General features: G+C 66.4%; 20 protein-coding genes and 1 pseudogene. 4 read left to right on the plus strand and 17 right to left on the minus strand.

The annotated features are described in order from the left end of the window. Positions 1-4: 4 nt before the first annotated feature. The 3 genes from VML93_RS28420 to fadD5 form a co-directional block, all read right to left on the minus strand. Entirely contained in the window at positions 5-874 is an 870-nt protein-coding gene (locus VML93_RS28420; protein WP_325615587.1) for an ABC transporter permease, read from the minus strand. 1 nt (position 875) lies between these two features. Then, positions 876-1,592, minus strand: coding sequence for an MlaE family ABC transporter permease (locus tag VML93_RS28425; RefSeq protein WP_414686472.1), 717 nt, complete (start codon positions 1,590-1,592; stop codon positions 876-878). 293 nt (positions 1,593-1,885) lie between these two features. After that, positions 1,886-3,562 (minus strand): fatty-acid--CoA ligase FadD5, encoded by a 1,677-nt coding sequence (gene fadD5 / locus VML93_RS28430; protein ID WP_325615589.1) that lies wholly within the window; start codon positions 3,560-3,562, stop codon positions 1,886-1,888. A gap of 156 nt (positions 3,563-3,718) precedes the next feature. Between fadD5 and VML93_RS28435 the strand changes: the two genes are divergently transcribed. Beyond that, positions 3,719-4,411, plus strand: a complete 693-nt coding sequence (locus VML93_RS28435) for a GntR family transcriptional regulator (protein ID WP_325615590.1) — start codon at positions 3,719-3,721, stop codon at positions 4,409-4,411. A gap of 75 nt (positions 4,412-4,486) precedes the next feature. On the opposite strand, the gene VML93_RS28440 is transcribed toward VML93_RS28435, so the two are convergent. Further along, a complete protein-coding gene (locus tag VML93_RS28440) occupies positions 4,487-4,927 on the minus strand; it encodes an SRPBCC family protein (protein ID WP_325615591.1) in 441 nt (146 codons plus the stop codon). A gap of 46 nt (positions 4,928-4,973) precedes the next feature. Further along, entirely contained in the window at positions 4,974-5,465 is a 492-nt protein-coding gene (locus VML93_RS28445; RefSeq protein ID WP_325615592.1) for a thioesterase family protein, read from the minus strand. Positions 5,466-5,479: 14 nt separating this feature from the next. Between VML93_RS28445 and VML93_RS28450 the strand changes: the two genes are divergently transcribed. Further along, positions 5,480-6,586 (plus strand): alcohol dehydrogenase catalytic domain-containing protein, encoded by a 1,107-nt coding sequence (locus tag VML93_RS28450; RefSeq protein WP_325615593.1) that lies wholly within the window; start codon positions 5,480-5,482, stop codon positions 6,584-6,586. A gap of 23 nt (positions 6,587-6,609) precedes the next feature. Here the strand turns inward: VML93_RS28450 and VML93_RS28455 are convergent, their stop codons facing one another. The 10 genes from VML93_RS28455 to VML93_RS28500 all read right to left on the minus strand — a co-directional run bounded on the left by VML93_RS28455 (position 6,610) and on the right by VML93_RS28500 (position 14,665). Continuing rightward, the gene (locus VML93_RS28455) at positions 6,610-7,569 is read right to left on the minus strand and encodes an alpha/beta hydrolase (protein WP_325615609.1); all 960 of its coding nucleotides are present in this window, start codon (positions 7,567-7,569) and stop codon (positions 6,610-6,612) included. Further along, positions 7,566-8,297: an SDR family oxidoreductase gene (locus tag VML93_RS28460; RefSeq protein ID WP_325615594.1), complete on the minus strand. Its 732-nt coding sequence runs from the start codon at positions 8,295-8,297 to the stop codon at positions 7,566-7,568. Before VML93_RS28460 ends, VML93_RS28455 begins: the two co-directional genes overlap by 4 nt. Before the next feature lie 2 nt (positions 8,298-8,299). After that, entirely contained in the window at positions 8,300-8,692 is a 393-nt protein-coding gene (locus tag VML93_RS28465; RefSeq protein ID WP_325615595.1) for a nuclear transport factor 2 family protein, read from the minus strand. Further along, complete coding sequence (locus VML93_RS28470; protein WP_325615596.1) at positions 8,689-9,450, minus strand: HpcH/HpaI aldolase family protein; 762 nt, start codon at positions 9,448-9,450, stop codon at positions 8,689-8,691. Before VML93_RS28470 ends, VML93_RS28465 begins: the two co-directional genes overlap by 4 nt. A gap of 2 nt (positions 9,451-9,452) precedes the next feature. Then, on the minus strand, positions 9,453-10,421 hold the full coding sequence (locus VML93_RS28475; RefSeq protein WP_325615597.1) for a zinc-binding dehydrogenase: 969 nt from the start codon (positions 10,419-10,421) through the stop codon (positions 9,453-9,455). A gap of 1 nt (position 10,422) precedes the next feature. Beyond that, positions 10,423-11,634, minus strand: coding sequence for a cytochrome P450 (locus VML93_RS28480; protein WP_325615610.1), 1,212 nt, complete (start codon positions 11,632-11,634; stop codon positions 10,423-10,425). 8 nt (positions 11,635-11,642) lie between these two features. Beyond that, positions 11,643-12,347 carry an NIPSNAP family protein gene (locus VML93_RS28485; protein ID WP_325615598.1) on the minus strand — a complete coding sequence of 235 codons (705 nt, stop codon included), beginning with the start codon at positions 12,345-12,347 and terminating at the stop codon, positions 11,643-11,645. Positions 12,348-12,351: 4 nt separating this feature from the next. Next, positions 12,352-12,930 carry a hypothetical protein gene (locus VML93_RS28490; RefSeq protein WP_325615599.1) on the minus strand — a complete coding sequence of 193 codons (579 nt, stop codon included), beginning with the start codon at positions 12,928-12,930 and terminating at the stop codon, positions 12,352-12,354. A gap of 115 nt (positions 12,931-13,045) precedes the next feature. Continuing rightward, a complete protein-coding gene (locus VML93_RS28495) occupies positions 13,046-14,224 on the minus strand; it encodes a CoA transferase (RefSeq protein ID WP_325615600.1) in 1,179 nt (392 codons plus the stop codon). Positions 14,225-14,374: 150 nt separating this feature from the next. Next, positions 14,375-14,665, minus strand: coding sequence for a hypothetical protein (locus VML93_RS28500; RefSeq protein ID WP_325615601.1), 291 nt, complete (start codon positions 14,663-14,665; stop codon positions 14,375-14,377). Positions 14,666-14,717: 52 nt separating this feature from the next. On the opposite strand from VML93_RS28500, the gene VML93_RS28505 reads away from it, so the two are divergent. Then, positions 14,718-15,275, plus strand: a complete 558-nt coding sequence (locus VML93_RS28505; protein ID WP_325615602.1) for a hypothetical protein — start codon at positions 14,718-14,720, stop codon at positions 15,273-15,275. Positions 15,276-15,300: 25 nt separating this feature from the next. Here the strand turns inward: VML93_RS28505 and VML93_RS28510 are convergent, their stop codons facing one another. After that, positions 15,301-16,143: an NHL repeat-containing protein gene (locus tag VML93_RS28510; protein ID WP_414686473.1), complete on the minus strand. Its 843-nt coding sequence runs from the start codon at positions 16,141-16,143 to the stop codon at positions 15,301-15,303. A gap of 202 nt (positions 16,144-16,345) precedes the next feature. Between VML93_RS28510 and VML93_RS28515 the strand changes: the two genes are divergently transcribed. Then, entirely contained in the window at positions 16,346-17,032 is a 687-nt protein-coding gene (locus VML93_RS28515) for a DUF427 domain-containing protein (protein ID WP_325615604.1), read from the plus strand. Here the strand turns inward: VML93_RS28515 and VML93_RS28520 are convergent. Beyond that, positions 17,016-17,316, minus strand: a pseudogene (locus VML93_RS28520) (acyl-CoA dehydrogenase); the annotation flags it as partial. The gene VML93_RS28515 and the pseudogene VML93_RS28520 overlap by 17 nt on opposite strands.

A 17,316-nucleotide genomic window follows, 5' to 3' on the forward strand; every position in this document is an offset into this window, starting at 1 on the left:
GTCGCTACACCGTTAGGGCGAAGTTGGGGTTGACGCCGTACAGCGCCAACGCGGCACACAGGACCACCACTTGCACCGAGACCAGCGACAGGCGCATCGACCGGCCGACGGCCTCGCCGACGCCGACCGGGCCGCCGCCTGCGTTGTACCCGTAGTAACAGTGGGTGACCATCACGACCGCCGCGATGATGATGGTCTCCAAGAAAGACCAGAACACGTCATCAGGGCGCAGGAACGTTCGGAAGTAGTGGTCGTAGGTTCCGTTGGACTGGCCGTACAAGACCGTCGTGACGATCCGGGGCGACAGGAACGACATGATCATCGCCAGCGCGTACAGCGGGATGATCACGACCAGTCCGGCCACGATCCGGGTGGACGCCAAAAACGAGATCGACTTGATGCCCATCACTTCCAGGGCGTCGATCTCCTCGCTGATCCGCATGGCCCCCAGCTCGGCGGTGGCGCCGGCGCCGACCGTGGCCGCCAGCGCGATACCCGTGACGACGGGACCGGCGATGCGCACGTTGATCAGTGCGGAGAAGAACCCGGTGAACGCCTCGACGCCGATGTTCCCCAGCGATGCGAACCCCTGGATCGCGACCAGCGAGCTACCCGACAGCGTCACGAATCCGACGATTGCGGCGGTGCCACCGACGACGGCCATCGCGCCGGTGCCCATGCCGATCTGGGCGATCAGCCGCAGCGTTTCCTTGCGGTAGTAGTGCAGCGCGTGCGGAATCTGCCCGATGGCGACCAACGTGAACCAGGCGAGCTTCCCGCTCTCGTCCATTCCCTGGCTGAAGACGCCGCCCACGCGTCTGAAGCTGTCTGCCGCCCGCGGGAAGCGGGCCCCTACGACTGCGCCTGTCGACATGTCAGTGCCCCGTCCCGAACCGGACTCCGATGGTGGTCAGGATTACGTTGACCGCGTACAGCGCGACCACGCACAACACCACGGTCTCGTTGACGGCGGTGCCCAGACCTTTGGACCCGCCGCGGACGGTCAAGCCGCGGTAGCAGCCCACCAGGCCGGCGATCAGTCCGAACGTCGCGGCTTTGACCGTGGCGATGACCACCTCGGGCATACCGGTGATGGTGGTCAGCGTGGCGAGGTAGGCGCCGCCCGACACGTTCTGCAGGTAGACGCCGAATAAGTAGCCACCTACCAAACCGACCGTGATCACCAGACCGTTGAGCAGCGTGGCAACCACGGTCGCGGCGATCACCCGGGGCACCACCAGCCGGTGGATCGGGTCGATGCCGAGCACCTCCATCGCGTCGATCTCTTCACGGATGGTGCGGGCGCCGAGGTCGGCGCAGATCGCGGTGGAGCCGGCCCCCGCCACTACGAGCACTGTGGTCAGTGGGCCGAGCTGGGTGACCGCACCGATCGCCGCACCCGCGCCAGAGAGGTCGGCGGCACCGAATTGGGCGAGCAGAACGTTGAGCGTGAAGATCAGCAGCACGGTCAACGGGATCGAGACCATGATCGTCGGCAGGAAGGCGACCCGCATGATGAACCAGCACTGCAGGATCAGCTCTTTCCACTGAAACGGAAAGCGGAACAGCGCTTTTCCGGTCAACACGCACATCCGGAAGAAGCCACCGATGAGAGTCAGTGGTGTCTGAAGTTGGTCACGAGCCCAACCGACCGCGCTGGGACGCGTCGACGCCGTCACAGGTGCCCCCTCACGCCTGCGCACCTCGTGGTCTCGCGGCGCCGCGGCGGATCCTGTCGCACGCCTCCTCCTTGCCCCGACCATACGTGTGTGACCATCGGCTCCCTACCCACAGGTAGCAACGGAGACCACAGGAATGTACCCGATGGCCGTCCAGGTGTGAACCGGATCCGCACAATTAACCCTTCGTCAACAACAGGCAAACGTTACAGATTGCTTCGGCTTCCCTTTCTCTCCGCTAAACCCCTTGGCAAAGAATGGCTTTCGGCTTCTTCAGCGGCGCCGTAGCGCACGCGCAGTTCAGTCTTGAGCACCTTACCGGCAGGGTTGCGGGGCAGCCTGTCGACGATCTCGAGCGCCTTGGGGTGTTTGTAGCGCGCGAGCCGTTCGGTCAGGAACTCACTTAGGTCTTCGAGGCGGAGGTGGTCGTCCGTTACAGCCACTACCGCGATGGGCACCTCGCCCCACTTCTCGTGCGCGCGGCCGATGACGGCGACTTCCACAATGCCGGGGTGGCTGGCGAGAACGTTCTCCACCTCGGCGCAGTAGATGTTCTCGCCGCCGGAGATGATCATGTCCTTCTTGCGGTCCACCACCCAGACGTAGCCGTCGTCGTCCATGCGAACGAGGTCTCCGGAATGGAACCAGCCCCCCGCGAACGCTTCCGCCGTCGCCTCCGGGTTGTTCCAGTAGCCGCTCATCATCGTTGGCGCCCGGTACACGATTTCACCAACCTCGCCGACGGGCACGTCGTTCAAATTGCCGTCGACGACTCGGGCGGCCACCGTCGGGATCACCTTTCCGACCGACCCGCGCTTGCGGATCGCGTCGTCGCCCAACAGCATGCAGGTGACCGGCGACATCTCGGTCTGACCGAATGCGGCCAGTATCTGGGTGCCCGGGAAAATAGCCGACATCTCCCGCAGCAACGCGTCCGGCGCCGGAGCGGCCCCCCACGACATCACCCGCAGCCGCAACTCACGGGGCCGTGCTTTCTGTTCGGCGCAGACGGCCTGCCACTGCGCGGGAACCAGAAAGATGCCGGTGACCTTCTCGGCCGCCAACACATCGAGCAGTTGCCCGGGGTCGAACGCACCGAGCGGATAGATCACCGTGGGGACGCCGAGCAGCATCCCGGTCAGCATGTTGCCGATCCCGGCGATGTGGAACAACGGCACACCGATGAAACCGACGTCGTTGGTGATGTCGACACCGCTGGTGTAGAGCACGGTCATGGTCTGGCCGGTCAGGTTCGCATGGGTCAGCACTGCGCCCTTCGGGCGTCCGGTGGTGCCCGACGTGTACATGATCAGCGCCGGCGAGTCGTTGGGGATGTCGACGGGTTCGTGTTCATCGCCCGTCTCGCTAACCAGGTCCTCGTAGCCCAGCACCGCGTCGTCGGTCGAGGCGCCGGCGACGACGATGACGTCCAGCAGCGACTCGATATCGCGGACCGTGGTCGCGACGCGGGCCAGCACGGCTTCGGTGATCATCACGCGTGCTTGGCAGTCCTGGACCAGCAATGCGATTTCGGCCGGGGTGAGCCGGAAGTTCAGCGGGACCGCGATGGCCCCGAGCATATTGGCGGCCAGCACCGACTCCATGAATTCGGTGCGGTTGAGCATCAAGACCATGACGCGGTCGCCGAAGCCGACTCCCCAACGGCTCAGCGCGTCCGCCAGTGCGGCGACCCGCTGCCGCAATTGCGCCCACGTCACGGTGCGGCCCAGGAACCGCAGCGCCGTCGTGTCCGGCTGCATCATTACGTGTCGTTCGAGCTGGTTGACCCAGTTCTGGCGGCGGGCAAGGTACGGCTGGTCTTGGGCGTGCTTTTGGGCCCCGCCAAGATCTCCCGTCAGATGGCTTGCCAATTGCGCGGTCACCCGCATCCTTTCTTCACTCGCGCACCGCTCGCGACAGCTCGACATTTGATTACACGTTGATATTTGATAAAACTTACTGTTGTGTGGGTCACACTAATGGCGTTGATACCCCCAAGACAAGACCCTCCCAGACCCTGAAACTCCTGGCAGGCCCACGTGAACGCACCCCTCTCTACGCGGCCGCGTAGCCGTCCGTCACTGCACCGCTCGCAGTTGTCCGACGAGGTCGCGGGCCACCTACGGGCGGCGATCATGGCCGGAAGGCTGCGTCCGGGCACCTTCATCCGCCTCGACGAGACCGCCGCCGAACTCGGAGTCAGCGTCACGCCGGTGCGTGAGGCGCTGTTGAAACTGCGCGGCGAGGGCATGGTCCAGCTCGAGCCGCATCGCGGCCACGTCGTCGTGCCGTTGACCCGGCAGGACGTCGACGACATCTTCTGGCTGCAGTCCACGATCGCCCGGGAACTGGCCGTTGCCGCCACCTCCCACATCACCGACAGCGAGATCGACGAACTTGCCCTGATGAACGACGCGATGGCGGACGCGGTCGGCTCCGGCGATGCCGACACCATCTCGGCAATGGAGTTCGCGTTTCACCGCGTCTTCAACCAGGCGAGCGGCCGAATCAAACTCGCCTGGTTCCTGCTCAATGCCGCGCGCTACATGCCGGTGCTGGTGTACGCGGCCGACCCGCAATGGGGTGCGGCCGCCGTCGACAATCACCGGCAGCTGATCGCGGCCCTACGTCGGCGCGACACTGCCGCGGTGATCGAGCACACCGTCTGGCAGTTCACCGATGGCGCACGCCGGCTGAAAGAGACGTTGAACGAAGCGGGAATCTTCGGCTAGTCGCCCGCGCGGCGCCGCCGGGCGAAGCGGGTCGCCAAAGTTGGCTTCGGCGATCGCGAGCGCGGCGCAGCCGCTCTAGTTCGCGGATAGCTGCTCGGCGCGCTGCTTGAGTTTTTCGGCGAGGGCGTCGAGCACGTTGCTCATCAACATCTTCACCATCGGCGCGGGCACGGGCAGGGTGGATTCCACATCGAGGTCCACCGTCAGCAGACACTTATCCCCGGCCTCCACCACGCTGAATAGTTGCTCCTGCTTGGCGAACAGGTCCCCCTGCTGCATGACGGTCTGAATCTGGTTAGCCCCCGGGTAGTACACGGCCTGGATATAGGTACCGGGCAAGCCATTGATTTCAGTGTCGAGCCGCAGCTGACTGGGCCGCCCGTCGTCGTAGCGGGCGAGCACCCACGCGCCTTTGATCCCTTCGTTCCACTGCGGGTACGCCTCGAAATCGGCCACGATGGCCATGATCGACGCGGCGTCGGCACCGACCTCGGTGGTCTTGCTCAAAACTGGCATTGGCGAAGCATAGCGGGGTTGCGCGACAGCATCTTCCGCAATCGACCTATTGGTTGGCCCCCGTCACGTCAGCCGTAAGTAGTAGTGATCGGATCGCGTCGGGAATCGGGACCGCCTTGCGACTGTCACGGTCGACATAGACGTGCACCCAGTGCCCGAGTGCGGTGATCGGTTGCGGCTCGTCGTTCTTTGCGTCCCGGAAAACGCCGAGCCGGTAGGTGACGCTGCTGCGTCCCAGCCGCGTCACGGCCAGGCCCACCACGAGGCTTTCCGGGAAATGCAGTTCGGAGAAGTAGCGGCAGCCGGACTCGGCGACGATGCCCAGCGCGGGCGTGGTGATCGGGTCAAGACCGGTGCTGGTGTTGATCCAGGCATTGATCGCGGTGTCGAACAGCTGGTAGTAGACGGCGTTGTTGAGGTGGCCGAACATGTCGTTGTCGGCCCACCGGGTCCCCACCGGCCACAGCACCGGGAAGTCGCTGCTGATCAGCTTGTCCGGTGCGGGCGGGACCGCGGGGACTCCCGGCTCCGTAGTCATGGTTGTATTCCAACATGTTTCACATTCGGGGCGCGGTGCTGGAACGAATCGGTTCGCCGCGGCCATATGCGGAATCCCGGCCGATCGGTATCGCCGATCTCGAACTAGACGGTCCGGGCGCCGATGAAGTCCTGGTTCGCATCGAGGCCGCCGGGGTTTGCCACTCCGACCTGTCGGTGGTGGACGGCAACCGGGTGCGGCCGGTGCCGATGCTGCTCGGTCACGAAGCGGCCGGAATCGTCGAAGAGGTCGGTTCCGGTGTCGCCGATCTTGCGGTCGGTCAGCGGGTCGTGCTGGTGTTCCTGCCGCGGTGCGGCCATTGTGCGGCCTGCGCGACCGAGGGCCTGACGCCGTGCGAACCGGGCAGCGCCGCCAACGCCGCCGGGACATTGCTCGGCGGCGGGATGCGGCTGGTCCGGGCCGGTCATCCGATCTACCACCATCTGGGGGTCTCGGGTTTCGCGACGTACGCCGTCGTCAACCGGGCCAGCGCGGTTCCGGTGCCGTCCGACGTCCCGCCGGACGTGGCGGCCCTGCTCGGCTGCGCGGTGCTCACCGGCGGTGGCGCTGTACTCAACGTCGGCGATCCCCGGCCGGGTCAGACGGTGGCCGTCGTCGGCCTCGGCGGCGTCGGCATGGCGGCGGTGATCACCGCGCTGACATACGACGACGTTCGCATCGTCGGCGTCGATCAGTTGCCCGAAAAACTAAGTGCAGCAAGAGATTTAGGCGCACACGAGACGTATACGCCGCAGCAGGCCGCCGACGCGGGCGTCAAGGCGGCGGTGGTCGTCGAGGCGGTCGGCCACCCGGCAGCGCTGGAGACCGCGATCGGGCTCACCGCCCCCGGAGGCCGCACCATCACCGTCGGGCTGCCGCCGCCCGCTGCCCGAATCAGTGTGTCGCCGTTGGGTTTTGTCGCCGAAGGCCGGTCGCTGATCGGCAGTTATCTGGGCTCGGCGGTGCCCAGCCGCGACATTCCCCGGTTTGTCTCGCTGTGGCAGGCGGGGCGCCTGCCGGTCGAGGCGCTGGTGTCGTCGAGGATTCGGCTGGACGACATCAACGAGGCGATGGACCATCTGGCCGACGGTACCGCCGTTCGCCAGCTGATCACTTTCTAGTGGCGAGCAGACGCAAAAGCACCTTATTTGGGGCGTGTCGGGTGCCTTTGCGTCTGCTCGCCGTGGAAAGCCTTGGCCAACGCGTCGGCCTGCAGCGCGAACAATCGCTGGGAAACCGACCAATCGGGCAACAACGAATCGAATCCGTGACAGACGCCGGGGAAGACGTGCAGCTCGGTGGAGACCCCGGAACCAAGTAGCCGCAACGCATATTCGACCGCTTCGTCACGAAACGGGTCGATCTCGGCGCAGGTGATCAAAGCCGGTGGCAGACCGCGCAGCTCGTCTCGCCTGGCGGGCACGGTTTCCGACGACGGGGCCTGGCCGGCGAGGTAGTGACGCCACATCAGGTCGGCGGCCTCACCGTCGAAGGCCGGTGTCGTCCGGAACTCCGTCATGGACGCCGTGGGCCGGTCGTCGAGCACGGGTTGGTGCAGCAGCTGGAACACGACCGGCGGCACCGATCCAGCTGCCGCACGCTGCGCCAGGCACGCGGCCAGACTCGCGCCGGCACTGCTGCCCGCAACGGCCAGGCGCGCGGAGTCGAAACCCAATTGCGCCGCGTTGGCGGCGACCCATTTCAGCGCCGCGATCGCATCGTCGAGCGCGGCCGGATAGGGGTGCTCCGGCGCCAACCGATAGTCGACCGACACCACCGAGCAGCGGACGCGGCGGGCGAGCTCGAGGCACTGCCGGTGGTCGGTGTCGAGGTCGCCCAACGCGAAACCACCTGCGTGGCAGTAGACAACCACGGGTGACGGGGCCGCCCCACCCCGGTAGATACGCACCGGCACCGAGCCACCGGCGACGGCGTGTTCGACAAGCACGCCGGCCGCGGCCGTCTCCTGTTGGGCGGCAACGCGACGACGCTCGTTCATCGACTCCCGGATCAGCGGGATCGCTTCGGCGGTAAACAAGGTCCGGTTGATCGCGACCGGGCGCAGTGCGGGGTCGAGCCGCTCGACGGCCTGCAATTCGGTCACCGGATCTGCAGGCATTGGCCGCCGTCGACGACGAGCTCGGAACCCGTGATGAACGACGCTTGCTCGGAGACCAGGAACGCGACCGCGTCGGCGATCTCGCCGGGACGGCCCAGTCGGCCGAACGTCGACGCCTTCACCAGCCGTCTCTGGGTAGCGTCGTCGAGCATCGGGGTCGCGATCGGTCCGGGGAACACGGCGTTGACGCGGATGCCGGATGGGGCCAGTTCGGCCGCCGCGGTTTGGGTCAGACCGCGCAGCGCCCACTTCGACGAGCCGTAGGCGCAGTGCTGGGGAAAGGGACGGATCGCTCCCGTGCTGCAGATGTTGACGATGGCGGCGTTTTCCGCGGCACGCAGTCGTTCCAGCGAAGCCTGCATGCCGAGGAATGCGCCCAGACAATTGACCCGCCAAGCGTTTTCGAAGTCGTCAGCGGTCTCGTCGGCCAGCGCGGCGCGGTGCAGCACGCCGGCGTTGTTGACCAGCGTGGTCAGCGACTCGAATCGGTCGGCGACCCCTTCGACGGCCGCGTCCCAGTCTGTCGACGAGGTGACGTCAAGCTCGATCCCGATCATGTCGTCGTCAGCGAGTTCCTCGACCGCGGCGGCAAGCCGGTCGACCCGACGGTCGCAGGCTGCTACGCAATAGCCTTGTGCGCGTAACTTTTTAGCGATAGCCCAGCCCTGCCCGCCGGCGGCTCCGGTGACCAGCGCGACACGTCGAGCGGTCATGGTCAGGGAACCTCAGGGCTGTCGGCCAGGCCGTGGCTGGTGACGAACCGGCACCGCCGTCGCCGGAAGCGCCACCGCTCGCCCTCGCGCACCAGCTCGTCGTCGTACACGGCGGGCCGCAGGTGCAGGTCGCCCGCTCTGACGAACAGCACCTGCGATCGTGCCGTCGCGGTGCTGCCGTCGACGTCGATGCGCGAGACTCCGGTCAGGTGCAGCCCGCGGGGCGCGTCCCGGAACATCTTGTGGATTCCGTCGCGACCCGCGAAAGCCCGTCCGTAGACCAGGAATTCGGCTTCCTCAGCGAACAAGTCCACACACTGGTCGATGTCGCCGGCATCGAGGGTGAGCGCGTAAGTGGCGATCAGTTCACGGATCGCGGTCTGGTCGTCGCTCATAGCGTCTTCGCCTCGCGCAGATACTCTGCCGCGCCGCGCCGCAGGGCCTGCGCTTCGGCGGCCAGGGTGACCATGTGAAATCCCAGCTGTCCCATGGCACAGCCGGTCTTGCCCTCTCCCGCATGGATGCCGGTGACCAGGCCGGCGTCTGTGGCCGCGCGATGGACTCGCACTATGGTGTCCAGCACTTCTGGCTTTCTGGTCGCACCCACTGCGTCGAAGCCCATCGAGATGGCCAGATCGGCTGGGCCGACATAGATTCCGGTCAGGCCCTCGACACCGCAGATCTGCTCGAGGTCGGACAGCGCCGCCGCCGTCTCGATCATCGCGAACACGCTCACCCGGGCTTCCAGCGCGGTGGCGTCGTGGCCCAGGCTGGCGCGCAAGGGGCCGAAGCTGCGGATGCCCAACGGCGGATAGCGCGTGGCGGCCACCGCCGCGGCGGCCTGCTCGGCCGACTCGATCATGGCGATCACGACGGCGTCGGCCCCGGCGTCCAGCACCCGCCCGATCGGAGCCGGGTTGGCATCGGGCAGGCGCACCAGGGTCCCGATGGGCACCTGCTCGATCTGCCGGAGTATGCCGGCGATATCGACGTCGTCGAGGTATCCGTGCTGTGCGTCGAAACCCACATAGTCGTAACCGGCCCGCGCGAATTCCTGGGGTCCGATCAGCGTCGGGCCGGTGATCCAGCCGCCGAACAGCGGAGTCTCCCCGTTCAGGGCCAGCTGCAGGTTGCTGGTGAACTTGTCAGCCATGCTCAGTCCGCAATCGCGATCTTGACGCGCTGCGGATCGGGCCGGCTGGCCAGGTCGAACGCGGCCTGCACATCCGCAACACCGAACGTGTGGGTGAGATATGAACCGAGCAGCCCGGGATGTTCTGCGGCGAATTTTGCGGCGAGTTCCAGCACCCGCCGCCGGTCAAGCGTCACACCGGATTTCAGCGTCAAGTTATTGCGCAGCATGGTGCGCATACTAATCGGGTAGGCATCGTCGTCGGCAACACCGAAATATAAGACGGTGCCGCCGGGGGCGGCAGCTGCGATGGCGTGACTGAGGGTGGCGACCTGATGGCCGACGGCCTCGATGACGACGTCGGCGCGATCCGCCGCCGCCAACTGGCTCACCCAGCGGTCGCTGGTCGCACGCACCGCGTCATCGACGCCGAATTCGGATGCGAGGCTTGCACGGTCGACCGGATCGACCCCGGTAACCCGGCGGGCTCCGAATGCCTTGGCGACATAGGAGAACAGCAGCCCGATAGAACCCTGGCCGATGATCGCGACGTGCCGGCCGGCCAGCTCCGGCAGTTGCTCACATGCGTAGAGGACACAGGCCAGCGGTTGCAGCCCGACCGCCTGCGCCGCGCTCAGCGAGGGGTCGTAGGGCGCCAACCCGTCGCCGTCGCTGACCACACGTTCCATCAGGCCGTCGAATCCCGAGGCCCAGCCCACCACAAGATCTCCCGCACGGTGCCCAGGATGCCGACTCGCGATCACCTCACCGGCGACTTCGTGGACTGGGAAACCGTCCTTTTCGGCCGCGCTGCGGCCGTCGTCGCCCGGTAGCCGGCCCCGGGCACCGCGAAAGGCGGGCAGATCGCTGCCGCAGACGCCGGCCGCCAAGAAGCGCAGCAGCACCTGGCCATCGGCCAGACAATCCGCGGTCTTGTCCGCGATCTGTGTCCGCTGGAACAGATAGGGAGCGACGATCCGGCAAGACCACACGTCAGACCTCCACCGGGATCTTGTTCCATCCCCACTGGAAGCTGGACGGCAGCCGGCTGGCCTGCTCGCCACGAATCTCGAAGTCCGGCACCCGCCGCAGCCATTCCTGCAGCAGCACAGCGACTTCCAGCCTGGCCAGGTGGTAGCCGATGCAGAAGTGCTGACCTCGACCGAACGCCAGCGAGCGGCGGATGGGCCGGTTCCAGATGAACTCGTCCGGCTCGGGATACTCCCGCTCGTCGCGGTTGGCCGAAGCCAGCAGGGTGATCACACGCTGGCCCGGTTGGATGGTTTCGTCGTGAATTGTGAAGGGCCTACGGGCTGTTCGGGCGAACCACTGCGCGGGCGCGCAGAAGCGGAGCATCTCCTCGCGCGCGACCGGCACATTGGCGGCGGGATCGGCGCGGACCGCCGCCATCTGGTCGGGCCGTTGGCTGAGCTCCCAAAGGCCATGAGCGACGATCTTGGGTACCGTTTCGGTCCCGCCGATGAAGATGCACAGCATCTGGGTCGCGACTTCGACGTCGTCCAGTGCGGTCCCGTCCGGTAGCCGATAGCCGAGCAGACCGTCGACAACGGGCAATGCGGCGTCCGATTGGCCGCCCCGGCGGCGCTGGACCACCGGAATGAGGTAGTCCAGATAGTTGGGCCGGGCTTGCGCCGTATCGACTCCTTTGCCGGGCTCGGCCAGGCTGCCGGCGTTCACGGTGGCCAACACCTGGGGCGCGAGATCGGTTGATATGCCGAGCAGATCACACACCATCGACGCCGCCACGATCCCGCCGTAATCCTGAGTCAGGTCGAACGAACTCTGCGGCAGCAGTAGATCGAGTCGCTCATTGGCCAGCTGGCGGATTCTGGCCTCCAGCCCGGCGACCGACCGCGGCCGCAACGGCTGGGAATGGGCGCGGCGGATCTCGCCGTACAGATCCGTGTCGAACACGGCGTGGAACGGCAACGGGTGCAACGGCGGATCGTCGATCGGACCCGTGTTGTGTTGTGCCAGAACGGATGCCGCCGGCAGAGTCCCTTCCGAGGCGACGAACGTCCCGTCGTTGACTTCCAGCACCTGCCAGATGTCCTCGAAACGGGACAGGGCGAAGGTATCCCATTGCGGCATGTAGTACACCGGATGCTGATCGCGCAGGATCCGGTAGTACGGCAACGGCTTTGCCATCACCGTTGCGTCGAATGGGTCGTAGTGGAAGCCCACGGGCCTGTTCACTGCAGCGGCGACGGCGGTAGGGCCTGCAGAATCGAGTCTTCCCAGCCGTCGCGCAGTGCCGGTGCCACGCTCATCCAGGTGACGATCTCGGCGGGCGGGCTCTCCTTCCACGACGGGTAGTGGTTGGCGAAGCATTCCCAGCCGCCGTCCAGTGCCCAGTAGTGAATGACCTCGTTGTAGCGAAACGTCGTGGTGAACGAACCCAGCCACCGCTTACCGGTGCGCTCCGACCACGGGACGTAGAGCCGCTCCAGTTCGCGGATGTAGTCGTCTTGCCGCCCCGGCTTGGTCTGCATGATCTCTTGGATCACAAGCGGCGCAGTGAAATTGGCCTCGCACAGTTGTGCCAGCGTTTTGTTGCTGGGCCCGGCGTACATGATGCGTCCCTCGCCCGACGCGCCGATGTCGGCCAGAAACGCCGACCACTTCCCAGCCGCCTCCTCATGGCTGCCGCCGCGTGCCTGCGCGGCGCCGATCCTGGCGTAGTCGGAGAACCCGTCGATCTCCCAGATGATCGTCACCTGTGGCCAGTGACCGTTGTAGGGGGTGCATTCCCAAATCGCGAACAATCGCGCACCGAGCTCATCCATCATCGGTCCATAGATGTCGGCAAACACCTCGGTGAAGCGGTCGCTTCGCCCTGACCCCAGCGCGATCGTCTCGTGCAAGTACAGCAGCGCTTGGCGGTGGTACTTCTTCATATTGCTAGCCAAGGCGAATCAATTCCGAGTCGACCGGCAACCCAGTCGCCAAGTCGCACAACAGCGTTTCGGTGGGATCGACTGTGCCGCAACCAATCTCAGCTGCCGCAAGCGCATGGGCCTTGTACACCCGCGCTGCCGCGCTGAGCACATGCTGCACCCGGGTCATCCCGCGGTGCACCCCGAGCGAACAGCCATCGCCCCACAAGGCGACCTCGGTCGACCGCTGATCCAAGGCCTTTAGCACCTTGGCCCGAACCCGCGCATCCGCTGTGAACACCTCTGCGCTGACCGCCAGGCCCTGGCTCATGGGACGGGTGAACCCCGAATCCAGATCGACGGCCCGCACCCCGAGTATCTGCAGAGGCCGGGTATCGCAACCCTGTGGGAGCAGCACCGTCACCTCCCAGCCGGCCATCACCCGGTCGTACATCCACCCCCCGGCGGCCCGCACTGCGTCGTCCGCGGCTGCGACGACGTCGAGGCGGTATCGCAGGCAGTCGTCGTCCAGATGAGGCTTGGAAGTTCGCGGTGCCCTGTCTCGCTCCCGGTAGTCGCTGATGTTGAAAGTTGGCGTGACCATCGATCCGTTCCTCTTGCCACGAACCAATGCGTTCGGCGTGGCCTAGCTGGGGTGACGCGGCTCACCGGACAGCGTGACACTTTTGCTCAAATTTGTAAAGGTGCCAGCTGGCCGGTCACGACCTGCGACGGGCCGCGAGTTCGGCGAGAACTTCGTCGGTGTGCTGGCCGAGTTGCGGTGCCGCAGAACGTGGCGCCCACGGTGTGCCATGGAAATCCGCCGGCGTGGCGACCATCGGGATGGTGGCATCCGCATCCGGGCCGTCCGGAACCTGCACGATCCCGCCCGCGGCGTGGAACTGTTCGTCGGCCACGACGTCCTCGACCGTGTTGACCGGCGACCAGAAGAAATCGGGTTCGCCCGCGAAGACCTCCGCCCATTCGTCGAGCGACCTGGTCGCGAAGATCTCGTCCAACGCGGCGATGAGTTGCACGGCGTTGACGGCGCGGGATCGGGCGTTGCTGTATTGCGGGTCGGTCAGCCACTCAGGCCGTCCGACGGCACGACACAGCGCGGGCCAGTGCCGGTCGATCTCCAGCCCGACGATCCAGAATCGCCGTCCGTCGGAGGCGGTGTAGTTGTTCATGCACGGGTTGCCCATCGACTCCCGCTGTCCGATCGCGATCTGCTGGCCGCTGAGCAGGTAGGTGTTGAGGTCGAAGCTCACTGTGTAGGCGCCCTGGCGGTACAGCGAGGTGGTCACCAGTTGACCGGTTCCGGTGCGCTCGCGGGCGAGCAGCGCCGCACACACGGCGCCGGCCAGGGTCATGCCGGCCGAATGGTCCCCCATGCCGCCGCGCTGGAAGGGTGGCGTGTCGCCCGGCCGGGTGAGCAGGTGGGCGACACCGGCGCGGGACCAGAACGCCGCTACGTCGTAGGCGGCCCGGTCGGCGTCGGGCCCGGTTTCGCCGTAGCCGGTGATCAAGCCGTAGACCAGCCGCGGGTTGCGGGCGGACACCGAGTCGTAGTCCAGCCCCAGGCGCTGCAGCGCCCCGGGGCGCACGTTGGTGACGAAAACGTCTGCGTCGGAGAGCAATTCGAACGCGGTATCGCGCCCTTCGGCCGTGGTGAGGTCCAGCACGATGCTGCGCTTGGAGCGGTTGTCCATTTCGAACGGCGGGTTCACCCCGAGGTCGATTCCCAGCATCCGCCCGAACATCCGCCCCGGGTCACCGGTCGGGGGTTCGATCTTGACGACGTCGGCGCCCCAGTCGGCCAGGATCGCGGCCGCGGCCGGTCCCGCCACCCAGACCCCGAGCTCGACGATCCTGATGCCTTCTACCGGTCCCGCCATGGCTGGCACCCTAGCGTGGGCGGTTCGCGACTCCAATGGCAACGAATGGACGGACAATTACTCCGAGCGGCTGGCGCCCCACATGAGCTCGAGATATTCGCCTGATCAGCTGTCGACGAAGGCTCGCGCCTGCTGGCCTCCCGGGTTGCCCTATAAAGAAGAAGGGTCCTCCGGCGGGAGTTGTGGTTCGCGTGGCTTCCCGCGCCACAAGTTCCAGATCCCGCCACCGACGAACGCCGCGGCAGCCACGGCAGACATCACCACCCGCCAGGTATGCGCATGGCGCTGGTGAGAATCCAGCGCCAGAATGCCGATGTACAGGCCGAAGGTCACGTACGCGGCGTCGCGGTAGCGCTGCCGCGCCGCCTTGTCGCGAAACCAGTAGATGTACAGCACGAGCGTGAGCACGAGGAGCACCAGTCCGACCCCGATGTAGACCATCACCAAAGGGTAATTGGCGCTGGAGAGCGCCCACTCGCATACGCTGATGTGCGTGAAGCTGCGGCTATGTGCGTCAGCTTTCCTGACGATCTCGGCGACGGCCCTTCCGTCGGCGGTAGCCGACCCGGCGCAGTTTCCGGACCTCAGCGGCTACAGCGATGCCAACGCCCCCGATTACACGACCTATTCGGCGTACATGACCGCCGGTGTCCAGTTCCAAACTCCCGGTGGCTATCGGTGCCGGATGAGCTACACGACGAAGGCCGCGAGGTCGGATCTGAGCTGCTGGGGCTCGTTGCCCGGGACATCGCACAATTACGTCGGGTTGCGCTACGTCGGCGGACCGAACTCGCCCGGAGCCGAGTTTTCCGATATCGATCTGGCCTCGATGGAGATGTACGACTGGATGGACGGCAGTGGGACGCACGAGCGCACGATCAGTCCGGACGCCTACAAACTCCTGCCCCCGCACAGCAAGGTGATGTACAGCGAGGGCACGCCGAAAACGTGCGCCGTGGACTCGTCGATGACCGCTTGCGAGTTGAAGGGCACAGCGCCGGACCAACACCACGGGTTCGTCTTGTCGCCGCAGGGCAGCTGGACATTCTGAACCTGCCTTGCGGCAGCGCGGCGCGTCACCCCGCAGTCAATTTCACCACCCGATTGGTGCCATTGTCGGTGACGTAGACGTTGCCGGCGCCGTCGACCGCCACACTGTTGGGGATGCTGAGGCCGGTGAACGGCAGCACGGTCGGGACGGCCGAGCCCGCCGCGAGTTTCAGCACGCGGCCGGGGTTGGCGGCCGCGTCGGTGACGTAGACGGCGCCGGCGCGGTCGACCGCCACACCATCGGGTGCGCTGAGGCCGGTGAACGGCAGCACGGTCGGGGTGGCCGAGCCTGCGGCCAGCTTCAGGACCCGTTTGTTGAATACGTCGGCGACGTAGACGGCGCCGGCGCGGTCCACTGCCACACCGTTGGGGGTTCTGAGGCCGGTGAACGGCAGCACGGTCGGGGTGGCCGAGCCCGCCGCGAACCTCAGCACTCGATTGTTGAGAACCTCGGCGACGTAGACGGCGCCGGCGGCATCCACCGCAACATCGCGGGGAGTGTCGAGGCCGGTGAACGGCAGCACGGTCGGGGCGGTCGAGCCCGCCGCCAGTTTCAGCACCCGATTGCTCTTCGATTCGGAGACGTAGACGGCGCCGGCGCGGTCCACCGCCACACCGGTGGCGTCGCTGAACGGCAGCACCGTCGGGGTGCTCGACCCGACCGCCAGTTTGAGCACCTGCTTGTCGCCGCCCCAGTCGGCGACGTACACGTCGCCGGCGGTGTCCACGGCCACACCGTAAGGCTGGCTGACGGCGAACGGCAGCGTGACCTGCGAACCATATGCGGGTTCGCGGCCCTTTTGCTGCCCGCTGATGATGAAAACGGCGACGACGATGACGGCCACGTTCAACAGGGCAGCAGCGATCATGATGGCTTTTCGGCGCCACCCCCGGCACCGGGGCGGGGTGCGGGTGTCCACTGGCTCACCGTACGCAGTCAGCCGCTGAACCGACTGGCAAACAAGCTACTCGTGCGGCCGGCCGATGCCGCTCCTGGAATCGGTTCGGCACCGATGGTCTTTACACTGGACGGAGACTTTGTAACCCGCGGTGGCGCGGCAGGAGGAACCCATGAGCCTGGTGGCCGGACGTGGCCCGCTGAGCAAGGATCCGGCCGGGCGGTTCTGCCCCCCGGTGTCTGCCAACCTCGTCTACATCGAGCCACATCCGCGGCGGGTACAGGCATTTCGGGATGGGCGCCCGGTGATCGACACCGAGCGAGCGCTGATGGTGCACCGGCAGGGCCACCCGCTCAGCTACCTGTTCCCGGCCGACGAGGTCGGCGACCTACCGAATCAGCCCGAGCCGGAGGCGCCCGGCTTCGTCCACGTGCCCTGGGATGCCGTCGACACCTGGCTGGAGGAAGGCCGCAAGCTCGTGCACTACCCGCCCAATCCCTATCACCGCGTCGACTGCCGGCCGACGCGGCGCCGCCTCCACGTGGCGGTCGCCGGCACCGTGCTGGTCGACACGGACGACACCGTGATCGTCTTCGAGACTGCCCTGGCGCCAAGGCTTTACGTCGATCCCGCGCAGGTGCGCACCGATCTGCTGCGGAAAACGGAGACGTCGACCTATTGCAACTACAAGGGTTTCGCGACGTACTGGTCGGCAGTTATCGGCGACGCGGTCGTCGAGGACCTCGCCTGGAGCTACCCGGACCCGCCGCCGGAAAGCCTGCCGATCAAGGGATTTCTGAGCTTCGACGAAACCCGCGCCGATGTGGCCGCCGCGCTACCGGTCAGCCACCGTAGTTAGGCCGTCCAAGCCCGAGTTCGTGCTGGGCGATCATGTTGCGGAACACCTCCAGGGTCCCGCCGTAGATGCCGGCGGGGACGGCCAGCCGGAAGACGTATTCCGCCGCGCCGTCGCCGGCGGAGCCCGGCGTGTCCGTCGGCAATGCCGATGCCGGGCCCAGTACGTCCATCAAATCCCCGGAGATGTCGCGCATCGTCTGCGCGATCGCGACGCGCCCGAACGCCGAGGGAGCGGACAGCGCGGCCTCCATCCGGGCGACGCTGCGACCCAGCCGGTACTGCACC

This window comes from Mycobacterium sp., assembly GCF_035499775.1.
Taxonomy (GTDB): Bacteria; Actinomycetota; Actinomycetes; order Mycobacteriales; family Mycobacteriaceae; genus Mycobacterium.